Source organism: Proteus vulgaris, assembly GCF_023100685.1.
Taxonomy (GTDB): domain Bacteria; phylum Pseudomonadota; class Gammaproteobacteria; order Enterobacterales; family Enterobacteriaceae; genus Proteus.
On sequence record NZ_CP090064.1, the window covers coordinates 2,438,162 to 2,454,400 of the forward strand.

Below are 16,239 nucleotides of genomic sequence, written 5' to 3' on the forward strand. Positions count from 1 at the left end.
AAATGCGACTGTGTTGACGATATTTAAACTAATAAGCCCGGAAAAATAGAACGCAAACCGGTCACAATAAACTCAATACCTAAAGACATTAATAATAATCCCATTATACGGGTTACCACGTTAATTCCCGTTTGTCCCAAGTATTTCACTAACAGTGTTGCACTACGAAAAAGCAACCAACAGCAAAATGCAAAAAAGATACTGGTTGCAGCTAATCCTAAAAAGTTAGTAAAGCCTTCCCAGCGAGAACTCCACACAATACAAGAACTAATTGCCCCAGGCCCTGCCATTAATGGTAACGCTAGAGGCACAACAGCAACACTATTACGTACGGCGGATTCGTTTCGTTCTTGATTGTTTTGTTTATCTTCCCCTAAACGCCCATTTATCATGGTCATGGCAATTGTAACAATCAGCATCCCTCCTGCTATACGAAACGAGTCGATAGAAATACCGAAAATACTCAGTATAGAATCACCAATTAACAGAGATGAAACCAAAATAATTGCAACGGAGCCATTTGCAATTAAGTTTGTTCTGTTTCGCCCCGCATCCGTTTGATAACTCGTCATACTAATAAAAACAGGCAAAATACCAATTGGGTTTACAATCGCAAAAAGACCCACAAAAAACTTAATATAACCGGATAAATCCAGCAGTGACCCCATGAAAAGCCCCTTCTTGGCTAATAAACATGCGAATTATTCTATAAAAGATAGAGTAACTCTAAAAAATCCGCGTTACTTTAAATCAATAAACCAGTTAATTCTATTAGTTAACAAGTTTTTACCTAAAATATTCTCTTGCAAACTGATAAAAACCTAGTGGTTTAATTTTATATCGAAATATTGGGTACGACAAAAAAATCGTTGATGATTTTTTACATATGCTTCTCATTCTCATTTAACACCTTGCTGAAAGGTGTCAGCTTATCAATTTTGTGATATATATCACGTTAATTAATTAGAAAGATGGTAAGCTGTTATCATTCGAAAAAAGAGAGTAACTTTAAAAATATATTTATGTTTATTGTTGTTTTTTTTAAGTTTTTTAAGCAAATTAGGGCCTCTAATTATTATTACTGAAATAAGTACGATGTCATCTATCTAGACTATTCTTATTAATGATGATCAAAACGGCTAATTTGCTTAAAAAATTTAACATTTTATCAGGAGTCTCTTTATGTCTGTAACTAACGTTACTGAACTCAATGATTTGGTTGCTCGTGTAAAAAAAGCTCAACGTGAATTTGCTAACTTCTCTCAAGAACAAGTTGATGCAATTTTCCGCGCTGCTGCATTAGCTGCCGCTGACGCCCGTATTCCTCTGGCAAAATTGGCTGTGAAAGAATCTGGCATGGGTATCGTTGAAGATAAAGTAATTAAAAACCACTTTGCTTCCGAATATATCTACAATGCATATAAAGATGAAAAAACCTGTGGGATCTTATCTGAAGATCTGACTTACGGCACAATGACTATCGCTGAACCTATTGGTATCATTTGCGGTATTGTACCGACCACTAACCCAACTTCTACTGCGATTTTTAAAGCATTAATTAGCTTAAAAACACGTAACGGTATTATTTTCTCGCCACACCCACGCGCTAAAGAAGCAACAAATCGCGCTGCAGAAATCGTTTTAAATGCAGCTATCGCTGCGGGTGCGCCAAAAGACATTATTGGTTGGATTGATGAGCCATCAGTCGCCCTCTCTAACGCATTAATGCACCATGAAGATATCAACCTGATCTTAGCAACAGGTGGTCCAGGCATGGTTAAAGCAGCATATAGTTCAGGTAAACCTGCTATCGGTGTCGGTGCGGGTAATACACCAGTTGTTATTGATGACTCAGCAGATATCAAACGTGCTGTAGCATCAATCTTAATGTCTAAAACCTTCGATAACGGCGTAATTTGTGCGTCAGAACAATCTGTTATCGTTGTTGATAGCATCTATAAACAAGTTCGTGAGCGTTTCTCAACTCACGGCGGTTATATGCTAACAGGCAAAGAATTAAAAGCTGTTCAAGATATCATCTTAAAAGACGGTAACTTAAATGCGGCTATCGTAGGTCAGCCAGCAACAAAAATTGCTGAAATGGCTGGCATTGAAGTGCCTGTAAACACCAAAATTTTAATTGGTGAAGTAAAAGAAACAACCGAAGCAGAGCCATTTGCTCACGAGAAATTATCTCCACTATTAGCAATGTACCACGCTCAAACTTTTGAAGATGCGGTACATAAAGCAGAAAAATTAGTTGAAATGGGTGGTATCGGTCATACATCTTGCTTATATACAGACCAAGATAATTGCCCTGAACATGTTGCCTATTTTGGCGATAAAATGAAAACATCTCGTATCTTAATCAATACTCCAGCATCTCAAGGTGGTATTGGTGACTTATACAACTTTAAACTTGCTCCTTCTCTAACCTTAGGTTGTGGTTCATGGGGTGGTAACTCCATTTCAGAAAACGTAGGGCCAAAACACCTTATCAACACTAAAACCGTGGCGAAAAGAGCAGAAAATATGTTGTGGCATAAACTTCCTAAATCTATTTACTTCCGCCGTGGCTGTTTACCTATCGCACTGGAAGAAATTGCGAGTGACGGTAAAAAACGCGCCTTTATCGTAACCGACGGTTTCTTATTCAATAACGGTTATGTCGATGAAGTAACTCGTGTACTGAAAAAATTTGGTGTTGAAACCGAAGTCTTCTTTGAAGTTGAAGCCGATCCAACATTGAGTGTTGTGCGTAAAGGCGCAGAACAAATGAACAGCTTTAAACCTGACGTGATCATCGCATTAGGTGGTGGTTCACCAATGGATGCTGCAAAAATTATGTGGGTTATGTATGAGCACCCAGAAACTCATTTCGAAGAATTAGCACTACGCTTTATGGATATCCGTAAACGTATTTACAAATTCCCAAAAATGGGTGTGAAAGCACAAATGGTTGCTATCACCACAACATCGGGTACTGGCTCTGAAGTAACACCTTTTGCGGTAGTAACTGATGACGAAACTGGTCAAAAATACCCATTAGCAGACTATGCATTAACACCTGATATGGCTATTGTTGATGCAAACCTTGTTATGAATATGCCTAAATCACTATGTGCATTTGGTGGTTTAGACGCAGTGACTCACGCATTAGAAGCTTATGTTTCTGTATTAGCGAACGAATATTCTGATGGACAAGCACTGCAAGCATTGAAACTACTGAAAGAATATCTGCCAGCAAGTTATCATGAAGGTGCTAAAAACCCAGTTGCTCGTGAACGTGTTCATAATGCGGCAACTATTGCTGGTATTGCTTTTGCAAACGCATTCTTGGGTGTTTGTCACTCAATGGCGCATAAATTAGGCTCTGAATTCCATATTCCTCATGGTTTAGCTAATGCGTTATTAATTTCAAACGTTATTCGTTATAACGCAAATGACAACCCAACAAAACAGACTGCATTTAGCCAATACGACCGCCCTCAAGCTCGTCGTCGCTATGCAGAAATTGCTGACCACTTAGAGCTTTCTGCACCGGGTGATCGTACTGCGGCTAAGATTGAAAAATTATTAGCATGGTTAGAAGAAATGAAATCTTCATTAGGTATTCCATCTTCTATTCGTGAAGCAGGCGTCCAAGAAAGTGATTTCTTAGCAAGAATTGATAAGTTATCTGAAGATGCATTTGATGATCAGTGTACTGGTGCTAACCCACGTTACCCACTGATCTCTGAACTGAAACAACTATTATTAGATTCTTACTACGGTCGTGAATTTAATGAACATCCTGTTGTGGAAGTAAAGGAAGAATCAAAACCAGCTAAAAAAAGCAGTAAAAAATAATCGAGACACTCTGTGTTAGTCAGATCCTCAAATTCGATTATTTATTGTTAATAAAAATCTGCTAATGAAGTGCCCTTATAAATTTGGGCACTTTTAATAAAACGGCTTGTAAGGCCTGATTTCGATATTCAATCGGGATCAGGCCTTTTAATTTTGTTTTACCACTGATCGTGGCTTAGCGATTTTTTAACCACAAAATATAAGTAGTTATCCTTAACCAACATCTATTATTTTTTTATTAAAAATAAGGTTTTGGATGTTTAAGCCTATATGGCTTTAAATGAAGTGCTAAGCCATTTTCTTTTTCATCCACCCCTTTGCATTAGCCATCCGAAAAAAAGCCGCCTGTGTAGGTTACAGCGCTCGTCTAACTCCTCACCTTCTTCATTAGTTAGCATAATAATTTTATTTTAAACTAATTATCTTTATCGGATGGATCTAAAAAGATATTTTAAAACTAAGACCACCGTTTTTCGTCCACTGTGAGTTTTATTCTCATTAGACAAAAGAAGAAAGATGAACATTTCGATCCATTTAGCTTTTAAATAACGATCAAAATATATTGATATAAAATATTCCCACATCAACGTTATTAATAACATTCACTTTATAAAGCACATAGTTTCAATAAAATATTATCAAAATACTGTATGCGTATTGATAAAGTAATAACCTGACAAAAGGTCGCTATTCGTACACTTAACGGTTTGACTTACTCCTTTAGGAGTATAAAAAGCGCAATTCCTTTCTTGTATTAAAATTCATAGAGTGAGATCTTTTATTTATTAGATAATGATTCAGATGAACCAATAAGCGCCACCAATGAGACTCGATATAAATGTTTCATTATGTTAAGCATAGATAATAGAAATAGATTTATAGCCCATTATGACTATCTTTATTCAATTTTATTAAACTATGAATAATATTAGTATATCAAATGTTTTTACGTCTTATCATTTGTAAAAAACAATGTCAGCATCACAAAATAGACACCCTACGTATATTTGATTATGTTTTTTTTGATTAATGATAATGAAATCTATGAAATGAATAAATTTTCTCTTAAAAAAAGAATATTTCTTTACATAAGGACACCAGAATGGCCAATTTTTGATATAAAAAAAGCCAATAAATTGGCTAAATTTAAAAAATAGATAAACATTTTTTAGTATTAAGTAATATAAGCTTTTATTTGGATACTAATTTTAATCCCTCTTTCATCATTATAAATACGCAAAAGAGGGAAATGAAAAAGGTTACTCTTGTTCAATACTCCCTTTTAGCGTTGCCTGAGTATAATGCTTACGGCAAACTGAAACATATTTTTCATTTCCGCCAATTTCAACTTGAGCACCATCGCTCAGCACATTTCCTTTATCATCTAAGCGTAATACTTTATTTGCTTTTCTACCGCAGTAACACACTGTTTTAAGCTCTACTAACTTATCTGCCCACGCTAATAAATAAGCACTACCTGTAAATAACTCACCTCTAAAATCTGTTCTTAAACCATAAGTAAGAACTGGAATATCATAGGTGTCCGTTATTTCGCAAAGTTGTTCTACATGAGCCTTACTTAAAAATTGGCATTCATCAATTAATACACAATGAATAGGTTGTTTGTTATGCTCAGCAACAATAACATCACGAATATTCATATCATCACTGAAGAGCAATGCATCAGCACTTAAGCCAATTCTTGAACTAATTTTTCCCTTTGCAAAGCGTGTATCAATAGCCGCTGTAAAAATCAATGTACGCATTCCTCGCTCATTATAGTTATAAGAGGATTGCAATAAAGATGTTGATTTTCCAGCATTCATAGCTGAATAATAAAAGTAAAGCTGAGCCATCAGCTCTCTCCTTAAATAGTGTTTATTTTCACGGGCGACAGTCTAACATAAACAGTCTGCAAGTTATCAATAACAAGTATTTATTACCTTTATTTCTATTCTAGATATACCATTCAAAGATGAGACTCATTGTTAATGCTAATTTTTGCCTAAAAAATAAATAGCTTTAATAAGTACTTAACATATTAAAACACGCCTTGATATACGTTTATTAAAGTATGAAAGTTAACCCCAACTCATTTTTATAAAAAAGTCCGTTATTATAAAAAAATGAACAAAGCTTTCTATTCTTTTACATTAGCGCTATCATCCGTTAAAAGATGCATTTCCTTACTCATATTTCCTTTATTGACTAAAGATACCTCAACATTTATTATTTTTTTCGTTGAGATAATAGTTTAAAAAAAAGAAATTTTACGTAAGGTTTGTATTTAGGTATTGCAGAAATTTAAATAGCAATCTATTATTAGTATTACATCAGCCAACAACATTTATTTGAGACCAGGAAAATGAGCGAATCTTTAAAAATATTAAATAACATCCGTACTCTCCGCGCACAAGCAAGAGAAACTTCTTTAGAAACTTTAGAAGAAATGCTGGAAAAGCTCGAAGTTGTCGTTAATGAGCGTCGTGAAGAATTCTCATTAGAAAAAGCAGCTGAAGAAGAGCGTGTTCAGAAATTACAAAAATACCGTGAAATGTTAGAAGAAGCCGGTATTGACCCAACAGACTTACTTGAAGCAAGTGCCGTTAATAAAACTGGCCGTGCTAAACGTGCAGCTCGTCCAGCTAAATATTCTTACGTTGATGAAAATGGTGAAACTAAAACTTGGACAGGCCAAGGTCGTACACCAGCTGTAATCAAACGTGCAATTGACGAAGAAGGCAAATCATTAGAAGATTTCCTTATCTAATTTAAGTCAATATTCTATTTGAAATACCCTTTTAATTATTTAAAAGGGTATTTTCTTGTTTGCCCCTGATATTAAACAAGCGTTTAATTTTAATATGTGCTGATGTTGTTTGTATATAAGGTTGGGAAACAAAAATAGAGAATGTGAAAATCACATTATTGACTTTTATTTATAATAGAAAAGGAGCTTTATAGCTCCTTTTTTATTCGTTTCTATTAAGTCAACAACTTTAGTTTTTATAATAACTTAAATACCAATCAACAAACTGTTTTACACCGTATTCTACATTTGTATTTGGTGAGAAGCCGGTAGTCTGAGATAAATCTTGGCAATCGGCGCAGGTAGAAAGGACATCACCATCTTGCATCGGCATTAAATTTAGTTTTGCTTTAATATTTAATGATTTTTCAATTGCCTTAATAAAATCCATTAGTTTTGTTGGTTGCCCATTACCTACATTATAGATTTTATAAGGTGCAGAACTAGACGATGTTTCGCCCTTTTCTACTGTCCAGCTTTCATCCGCTTTAGGAACAATATCAATTAAACGAACAACTGACTCTACGATATCAGCGACATAAGTGAAATCGCGTGTCATATTTCCGCCGTTATAAACATCAATAGGTTCACCAGCAAGCATTGCTTTTGTGAATTTAAATAATGCCATATCTGGGCGACCCCAAGGACCATATACGGTAAAGAATCGTAATCCAGTTGTGGGTAATTGATATAAATGCGAATAACTATGAGACATTAGCTCATTGGCTTTTTTAGTTGCTGCATATAATGAAACAGGATGATCAACACTATCTTCCGTTGAGAACGGTTGCTTTTGATTTAAACCATATACAGAGCTTGAAGAGGAATAGATAAGATGCCCTACTTTATTGTGACGACATCCTTCTAATATATTAATATGACCGACAATATTTGCATCAATATAGGCCATTGGATTTTCAATTGAATAGCGTACTCCAGGCTGAGCCGCTAGATGAATAACACGATCAAACTGATGAGTTACAAATAATTGAGCCACTTTTGCTGAATCAACGATATCAACTTTCTCAAATTGAAACTTTTCTAACTGTTGTAATTTAGCTAATCGAGCTTCTTTTAAGCGTACATCATAATAATCATTAAGATTATCTATTCCAACAACATGATAGCCCATTTCAATTAAACGCTGACTTAAATGAGAGCCAATAAACCCCGCAGCACCTGTTACTAATATTTTCATATTATCACTCAAATAACCCAATTAATTATTATTCACGTCAACGTTATCATGCTTAATATCACCTTGATTAAACATCATAACGCTTAACATTATCATACTTTACAAAAATCAGTATGGCTCAATACATGATTGCATTGAGCCATACCTTAATCTCTTGTGATCACTTTATCTAGCATTTCTCACAAAATCATCTGTCTATAAAATACAATGTATTCGCAAGAACCATACAATAAAAGCTACCATACAAAATGATTATCATTCAGAGTCATTTCACTCTACTTTTAGTGATTTTAACCATTGTGCGAAATCTTCACCAAACTCTTCGTGCTGTATACCATATTCTACGAATGCTTTCATATACCCTAATTTATTACCACAATCGTGGCTTTTCCCTTGTAGGTGATAAGCCTCAACGGCTTCTTTTTCAATCAGCATCGCAATCGCATCAGTTAACTGAATTTCATCACCCGCACCTGGCGCTGTTTTTGCCAATAATGGCCAAATACTTTCAGATAACACATAACGGCCCACGATAGATAAATTTGAAGGGGCTTCTTCTTTCTTCGGTTTTTCGACAACACGAGTAATTGGTTTGCTATCACCTGGGCATAATTGTTCTCCCATGCAATCAACAATACCATAGTTAGAAACTTCATCTTCGGGTACTGGTTCAACTAAAATTTGGCTTGCCCCAGAGCGCTCAAAATGGGAAAGCATCTCTTTCAGGTTAACTTTGGTTAAATCTGCGCTGTATCTATCTAAAATGACATCAGGCAGAATAACGGCAAAAGGCTCATCACCAATTAAAGGTTTTGCACATAAAATAGCGTGACCTAATCCTTTTGCGATCCCTTGACGAGTTTGCATGATAGTGACATGGCTTGGGCAAATACCTTGTACTTCTTCTAATAGTTGACGTTTAACTCGTTTTTCTAAAATAGCTTCTAATTCAAAGCTGGTATCAAAATGGTTTTCAATGGAGTTTTTAGAAGAATGTGTGACAAGGACAATTTCATTAATACCTGCTGCAATACATTCATTAACCACATATTGAATAAGTGGTTTATCAACCACAGGCAACATTTCTTTCGGAATTGCCTTAGTTGCAGGTAACATTCTTGTACCTAATCCAGCAACAGGGATCACCGCTTTTCTAACTTTACGCACTGCTGATGACATTATACTTCTCCTGCAATTCGTACCGTTCTATTTTTAAATATGAATGGGTACATAAAAAATAATCGCCAGAGTATACCAGCTAATATCTAAGGATAAACAGAGCCCTACCGCTTAATTGAGATAGTTCTTCATTTATGTTTAATATATGCACGATATTCTGTATTTATTTAATCTAAATTTAACTTTTATAGATAGGGGAAAACATTAATTTAATCTGATTCGTATTATCCCAAATTTTACATTGCCAATTTGTTCCTTCACATTTTATTTGGTTAATATATAAAAGTTGCAAAGTACCTAAAGGAACACCGCTATTCAATTCGAATTTTTTGCTCTCTGTTTTTATTTCAGCTCGTAATCCTGCTGATGCCAATAATATATTTTTTTTCTGTGTATGATAATACCCTAAAGTGATAGGAAACTGCCCTTTTACACCTATTTCATTCAGCATTTTATTAAGTTTATTCAACATGTTATACATACTTGGAAGGGAACGATTTTTTTCTGACGATTTTAATACATCATTAAATACAACTCGTAAGAGTAAAGCGACCAAAAGCCCATTTTCGTCATCCCGTGATATATCAACACAATAAAAAATAATTTGATCTTCTGATAAGGCAGCAATATCAAATAACAATCCCATTTTAGCAATATCATTTAACTGACGATAATTAACACAATATCCCGCTACAACTTGTTTAACCTGAGGTTGCATCTGTTTTATGAACGACTGAATATAATGTGTATCTTTTCGCAAGCTATTCCAAAGAGGTTCTAAATGTATACCTTCTATTAATACTGATTCAAAAAAACCTGGGCATAATACTTCAATAACTTTTTGTTTTAATTTATCGAGATGTGTTATTGGCTTAAGAAAAATTTCTTGCGCCCCTAAGCGCAACATATCATCTACTTCAGACATATTATCTGTACATGAAATAGCAATAACAGGAATAGCAAGTTTACGTTGTTCAAGGTGACACAAAAACGTAGGGCCATTCATAACCGGCATACGAATATCACATAAAATAAGGTCTGGTAATAATCCCTTATCTAATAAAGATAATGCTTGGCTACCGTTATCGGTTGTATAAACACACGCTTTTTCATGTGAGAAGTATTCCGTCAGCATAGTGCGAAAAACAACCTCATCATCAATTATCAAGATTTTTTTACCCACTAAGGCTTTATTCATTGGTTACTCCAGTAACTATCGTTTCACATGCTGATAAATTAGCGATACATTACTAGTTTAGTTCAACATTGACGTTAATTATTCTCAATCATTACTTTTTTCAATCTATGGGAAATCGTCATACTAATAACGTGAGTTAGGACATTATTTTGTCGAATTTATGCCCCTGTAATAGCCAATTATTCTACTCTGATTGCTGTGAGCCTTACCATTCGGGGCAAAAAAATGCCCCAACAGCAGAAGCATTAATGCGTTCGCGTTATAGCGCATTCGTTAAACATAATGCTGATTACTTAATAAAGACGTGGCACCCCTCTTGCCGTGTTGCATCCTTGCACGATGAATTAACTTCAGGCTTTCCAAATACGCAATGGCTTGGACTCAAAATTATCTCATTACAAGCGAGCACAAATAAAAATGAGGCATACGTTGAATTCTCGGCTTGCTTTATTGAAAGAAATGCCGATGATAAACAGTACTTACATGAACGCTCTCGTTTTCTAAAAATAGACGGCTGTTGGTTTTATATTGACGGTGTGAAACCGAAAGTGGGACGAAACGATCCCTGCCCTTGTGGTTCAGGGCGTAAATACAAAAAATGTTGTGAAAATAACATCAAATAATTGCAAACACAGAAGTAAAAGAAAGGATTTATCCATACATGCAACACCCAAATACTCAAAAAAAAATACTGCGTACTATTTGTCCTGATGCAAAAGGACTTATCGCTAAAATCACCAATATTTGCTACAAGCATCAATTAAATATTGTTCAAAATAGTGAATTTGTTGATCATCGTACTGGTCGCTTTTTTATGCGTACTGAGCTTGAAGGTATCTTTAATGATGAAACTTTTCTTGCTGATTTAGATGATGCATTACCGCAAGGTTCTCAACGTGAATTGAATACCGCAGGTCGTCGTCGCATTGTGGTTATGGTGACCAAAGAAGCACATTGCCTTGGCGATTTATTAATGAAGAGCGCATTTGGCGATCTGGATGTGGAAATTGCCGCTGTTATTGGTAATCATGACACGTTAAAACATTTAGTAGAGCAATTTGATATTCCTTTCCATCTTGTTAGTCATGAAGGATTAACCCGTGATCAACATGATGAAAAGTTAATTGCACAAATTAATCAATACAAACCTGATTATGTTGTACTCGCAAAATACATGCGTGTATTAACACCTGCATTTGTACAAAACTTCCCAAATCAAATTATCAATATTCACCACTCCTTCTTGCCGGCCTTTATTGGTGCTCGCCCTTACCATCAGGCTTACGAGCGCGGAGTCAAGATCATTGGTGCTACAGCTCACTACGTAAATGATAACTTAGATGAAGGCCCAATCATCACACAGAACGTAATTAACGTTGACCACACATTTTCTGCAGAAGATATGATGAGAGCTGGTCGTGATGTTGAGAAAAATGTACTTAGCCATGCTTTATATTGGGTACTTTCACAACGTGTCTTCGTTTATGGTAACAGAACAATTATTTTATAAGTTCTCAAACCATGAATATTGAATACATTGTAGTTATCTAAAAATAAACCGCGATACAAAACATATCGCGGTTTGTTTTATCTTCTATTAATTTTCACGTTTTTGCTTAAAATCAATACGATAGAGCGCAAAAGCTGAACAATACGCACATTTTTACAGCAAACGATCTACTTTTAGCAAAATAGCGCTTTACAGATCTTCGGTATTTGGTATTATTGCGCCCGCTGTCACGGACAGCAGAACAATTTAATGTTGGTGGGATACCCAAGCGGCCAAAGGGAGCAGACTGTAAATCTGCCGTCACAGACTTCGAAGGTTCGAATCCTTCTCCCACCACCATCTCTTCTTAGCTTCATCCCAATAGATTTTTTATCCCATTTTTCCAATCAAATCAATAAAACGATTCAACACGCTTGAATGATACTTAGATTTATAAATATAACAGTTGTACAGTATTGTAGGTTGAGTTAAAGGAATAAAACAGAGCTCTCCGTCATACTCATCTTTCAATGGGTTTTCATCTGTAAATAAAAGAGAATGGTGCGTTTGAATAAAACGTAAACAACAATTAAGATCATCCATCATTCTAACGCAAACAGATTTTCCCCCATCTCTTATTTCATTCTCTAATTTTTTTATTTTAGCTGTTTTGTATAATGCGGGATCACATAACCAAATATTTTCACTTAAGAGTTTATCAATATTCTTATTAGCACTATTAGCAACTTCTTGCTGACAACAAATCCCCAGATATTTATTGTCTATTTTATGAATAAGACTAAATCTTTCACTAATAATTTTCTCTGAACTTAATATTAATGTATTTCCATCATAGTCGGGTATTTCATCAAAGTTTTCTTTTGAGAATCGCATTATATTTATATGTGAATAATTTTTATTAGCTGCCTGATAAAGTTGTGTTAAATACTGGCTTTTCCCCCAATCATAATAAACATGAATACTATTATTAATAATACCTGTGGTATGTTTTTTTGTTATCTCTTTTTCCTGAAGATAAAGTGATTTTAAATCATTATAAAGTTCAAGCCCTTCTTGCGTTAAGCTCATACCAAACTTCTCTCGCTTAAATAGACGCTTTCCCAATACTGCCTCAAAGTCCTTTATAGACTTAGCAACTGGAGGTGTCGTTCGATTCATGACACGAGCAGCTTTACTTAATGAACCATTTTCAACTACGGCCATAAAGGCTTCTAATTTACGAGAAAAAAACATAATTCACCATTCCTTTGCTGTGTTGAACAAATAATTTCATTAATTCATTTAATGTAAATATAGATTAATTAATTTAAAAATTAATTTTATATAAATATTTCCTTACCTCCTTTTAATGAATACAATTTATAACCGCAATGCTATTTTTATTATGTCATTATTCCTTACATATAAAGAATAATAATACTTATATTCTTCTATCAAAGATTAGTTTATGTTTCTACTTTGTTTAATTAATAATTTTTATTATGCAATTAACTATTTTTATTAATTTATCGTACTTTCTTTGATTGCTCTTTATTTTATCTGATTTTATTTTTCTATTGATAAGCCGTGCCATGATTTAAGTGATTTACTTACATTCATTTTATGATCCTGATAGTATAAGGCATCCTATTATTCAATATATAAATGGTTACAGTCACATGAAATTTGTCTCTTTCAATATTAATGGTTTACGTGCTCGCCCTCACCAACTTGAAGCTATCATAGAAAAACACCAACCTGACGTTATCGGGCTTCAAGAAACGAAAGTTCATGATGATATGTTCCCATTAGAAAGTGTGGGATCTTTGGGCTACCATGTTTTTTATCATGGCCAAAAAGGACATTATGGCGTTGCCTTATTAACAAAAGCAAAACCTGTTGCAGTACGTAAAGGCTTTCCTGGCGATGACGAAGATGCTCAACGTCGAATGATCATGGCAGATATTGAAACACCCGCAGGATTACTCACTGTAATGAATGGGTACTTTCCTCAAGGTGAAAGTCGTGATCATGAAACTAAATTTCCAGCAAAAGAAAAATTCTATGCTGATTTACAAAATTACCTAACTACCAGTTTAAAACCAACCTCCCCAGTGCTTATTATGGGTGATTTAAATATTAGCCCAACAGATAAAGATATTGGCATTGGCGAAAATAATATGAAACGCTGGTTAAAAACAGGGAAATGTTCTTTCCTACCTGAAGAGCGTGAATGGCTGGCAACATTGATGGGCTGGGGATTAACAGATACTTTCCGCCAACAACATCCTGAAACAGATGATAAATTCTCGTGGTTTGATTATCGTTCTAAAGGATTTGATGACAACCGTGGACTACGTATCGATTTACTCTTAGCCAGTCGTTGTTTAGCGGATAATTGTATTTCAACAGGAATTGATTACGATATTCGTGGAATGGAAAAACCATCCGATCATGCCCCTGTATGGGCTGAATTTAAAATCTAATCGTCTTTAATCATTATTCAAAAAAGCACTTCCTTATTATTTAAGGAAGTGCTTTTTATTTATGGCTTAATTATCAGTCGCAGCTTCTTTACTCTGCGCTTTATTTTTTGTGGCGCTTGCTTTGTTACTTCCTTTAGTTGCTGTCTTGCGCTTCTTATTATGCGCTGGCGCAGGAAGATTTCTGAAAGCTTGAATATTCGGGCGACGTTTCGCTTGAGTAATCAATTCTATCAAGGTGTTATTTAATGGCATCATAAAATCTTGATATTTAAATTGTTTCTCACTAATTTGTGTGAGTATCGACTCCCAATGTGCAGTCATATCCGGTAAGGTTGCCATATCTGGCAATACATGAATTAATGCTCTACCCGCTGGCGTTGAATTAATGGCTCGTCCTTTCTTTTGCAAAAAACCACGTTTAAACAGTAATTCAATGATGCCCGCCCTTGTCGCTTCAGTACCTAATCCATCCGTCGCTCTTAGGATTTTCTTAAGTTCTTTATCTTGAACAAAGCGCGCAATACCTGTCATGGCTGAAAGTAATGTTGCATCTGTAAAAGGCCTTGGAGGTTGTGTTTGTTTTTCAACAATCTCACCTTTTTCACACAACAGTTCATCACCTTTTTTTACTATAGGTAATGCAGAACCATCATTTTCCGAATCTTGCTCTTTGGCACCTAATAACACACGCCAACCTGCTTGAGCTAAAAATCGAGCTTTAGCAATAAATTTACCGTTTTCAATATCAAGTTCAATCACGCATTTGCGATAAACCGCATCAGGCATAAATTGCATTAAATACTGGCGAGCAACAAGATAGTAAATATTTTTTTCGTTTTCATTTAACGAAATATTACCTGTTTTTGCTGTTGGAATAATGGCGTGGTGCGCATCCACTTTCTTGTCATCCCAGCAACGATTCTTTTTATCAATATCTAAGGTTTCTTGCGGTAATAAACTTCCGTCATGCACGCTAATGGCATTAATCACCGCATGACGACCTGCAAAATGTTCATCTGGGAGATAACGACTGTCAGAACGGGGATATGTGATTAATTTATGTGTTTCATATAATCGCTGACAGGTATCTAAGACTTGTTGTGCGCTTAAACCAAAGCGTTTTGCCGCTTCAATTTGTAATGCGGAAAGTGAAAAAGGAAGTGGTGCTATTTCAGACTCTTGCTTATCTTGATAATCCGTTACATTGGCAGGTTTGTCTTTAATTCTCTCAACAACATGCTCTGCCAGTTTTCGGTTTAATAATCGCCCTTCCTCATCTTGCCAAGGTTCACAATGCTCACTAGGCTGCCAAATTGCAGTAAAGCGCTCATCTGCAGGTGTCACAACGTGCGCTCTTACTTCAAAGAAATCTTTAGGCACAAAATTTTCAATTTCTTCATCACGACGAACCACTAAGCCTAATACTGGTGTTTGTACTCGCCCTACAGATAATACGCCTTGATAACCATTGCGCTGGCCTAAGAGCGTATATGCTCGAGTCATATTTATTCCATAAAGCCAGTCAGCCCTTGCCCTTGCTAAAGCCGATACACATAATGGAATAAATTCATGGTTATAACGTAATTTATCAATAGCGCGCGTCACTGCAGCTGGGTTTAAGTCATTAATTAAGCAACGACGCGCCTGCTTTCTTTGGTCTTCGCTGATATTTAAATAGTTAAGTACTTCATCGACTAACAACTGGCCTTCGCGATCGGGGTCACCTGCGTGGATCACTTCTTTTGCCTGCTTAAGTAGTGTCTTGATTGTTTCTAGCTGTTTTTTAACATCAGCTCGAGGCTTGAGTTGCCATTTTTCTGGAATAATAGGCAAATCATCTAACGACCAGCGGGCATACCGCGGGTCGTATGCATCCGGCTCAGCTTGTTCAAGCAAGTGACCAACACACCATGTCACATACTGGTTATCACCACAAAGAATAAAGCCATCACCCCGTTTATGGGGTTTTGGCAATACATCAGCAATAGCACGAGCAAGGCTGGGTTTTTCTGCAATAAATAATCTCATTAC

General features: G+C 35.5%; 12 protein-coding genes and 1 tRNA gene. 6 read left to right on the top strand and 7 right to left on the bottom strand.

Going from position 1 to position 16,239, the window contains the following annotated elements; translation table 11 throughout:
- Positions 1 to 23 precede the first annotated feature (23 nt).
- Positions 24 to 668, bottom strand: coding sequence for a YchE family NAAT transporter (locus LW139_RS11875; RefSeq protein ID WP_109407649.1), 645 nt, complete (start codon positions 666 to 668; stop codon positions 24 to 26).
- A 514-nt stretch (positions 669 to 1,182) separates the two neighbouring features.
- Here LW139_RS11875 and adhE point away from each other — a divergent pair.
- A complete protein-coding gene (gene adhE, locus LW139_RS11880; protein WP_109407650.1) occupies positions 1,183 to 3,849 on the top strand; it encodes a bifunctional acetaldehyde-CoA/alcohol dehydrogenase in 2,667 nt (888 codons plus the stop codon).
- Positions 3,850 to 5,108: 1,259 nt separating this feature from the next.
- Here adhE and LW139_RS11885 read toward each other — a convergent pair.
- A complete protein-coding gene (locus LW139_RS11885; protein WP_072068301.1) occupies positions 5,109 to 5,705 on the bottom strand; it encodes a thymidine kinase in 597 nt (198 codons plus the stop codon).
- A gap of 509 nt (positions 5,706 to 6,214) precedes the next feature.
- On the opposite strand from LW139_RS11885, the gene hns reads away from it, so the two are divergent.
- Positions 6,215 to 6,619, top strand: a complete 405-nt coding sequence (hns, locus tag LW139_RS11890; protein ID WP_072068302.1) for a histone-like nucleoid-structuring protein H-NS — start codon at positions 6,215 to 6,217, stop codon at positions 6,617 to 6,619.
- Between the two features lie 229 nt (positions 6,620 to 6,848).
- On the opposite strand, the gene LW139_RS11895 is transcribed toward hns, so the two are convergent.
- The 3 genes from LW139_RS11895 to rssB form a co-directional block, all read right to left on the bottom strand.
- On the bottom strand, positions 6,849 to 7,856 hold the full coding sequence (locus tag LW139_RS11895) for an NAD-dependent epimerase (RefSeq protein ID WP_109407651.1): 1,008 nt from the start codon (positions 7,854 to 7,856) through the stop codon (positions 6,849 to 6,851).
- A 270-nt stretch (positions 7,857 to 8,126) separates the two neighbouring features.
- Entirely contained in the window at positions 8,127 to 9,035 is a 909-nt protein-coding gene (gene galU, locus LW139_RS11900; RefSeq protein ID WP_109407652.1) for a UTP--glucose-1-phosphate uridylyltransferase GalU, read from the bottom strand.
- Between the two features lie 178 nt (positions 9,036 to 9,213).
- Entirely contained in the window at positions 9,214 to 10,233 is a 1,020-nt protein-coding gene (gene rssB, locus LW139_RS11905; RefSeq protein WP_109407653.1) for a two-component system response regulator RssB, read from the bottom strand.
- Between the two features lie 149 nt (positions 10,234 to 10,382).
- On the opposite strand from rssB, the gene LW139_RS11910 reads away from it, so the two are divergent.
- The 3 genes from LW139_RS11910 (at position 10,383) to LW139_RS11920 (ending at position 12,082) form a co-directional block, all read left to right on the top strand.
- Positions 10,383 to 10,856, top strand: coding sequence for a YchJ family protein (locus LW139_RS11910; RefSeq protein WP_166540504.1), 474 nt, complete (start codon positions 10,383 to 10,385; stop codon positions 10,854 to 10,856).
- A gap of 38 nt (positions 10,857 to 10,894) precedes the next feature.
- Entirely contained in the window at positions 10,895 to 11,743 is an 849-nt protein-coding gene (gene purU / locus LW139_RS11915; RefSeq protein ID WP_166540505.1) for a formyltetrahydrofolate deformylase, read from the top strand.
- A gap of 254 nt (positions 11,744 to 11,997) precedes the next feature.
- A tRNA-Tyr gene (locus tag LW139_RS11920) sits at positions 11,998 to 12,082 on the top strand.
- 30 nt (positions 12,083 to 12,112) lie between these two features.
- Here the strand turns inward: LW139_RS11920 and LW139_RS11925 are convergent.
- Positions 12,113 to 12,976: a LysR family transcriptional regulator gene (locus tag LW139_RS11925; RefSeq protein WP_166540506.1), complete on the bottom strand. Its 864-nt coding sequence runs from the start codon at positions 12,974 to 12,976 to the stop codon at positions 12,113 to 12,115.
- A gap of 425 nt (positions 12,977 to 13,401) precedes the next feature.
- On the opposite strand from LW139_RS11925, the gene xthA reads away from it, so the two are divergent.
- Positions 13,402 to 14,208 carry an exodeoxyribonuclease III gene (gene xthA / locus LW139_RS11930; protein ID WP_166540507.1) on the top strand — a complete coding sequence of 269 codons (807 nt, stop codon included), beginning with the start codon at positions 13,402 to 13,404 and terminating at the stop codon, positions 14,206 to 14,208.
- A 66-nt stretch (positions 14,209 to 14,274) separates the two neighbouring features.
- Here xthA and LW139_RS11935 read toward each other — a convergent pair whose 3' ends face one another.
- Positions 14,275 to 16,236 carry a DNA topoisomerase III gene (locus tag LW139_RS11935; protein WP_166540508.1) on the bottom strand — a complete coding sequence of 654 codons (1,962 nt, stop codon included), beginning with the start codon at positions 16,234 to 16,236 and terminating at the stop codon, positions 14,275 to 14,277.
- Positions 16,237 to 16,239: the final 3 nt, after the last annotated feature.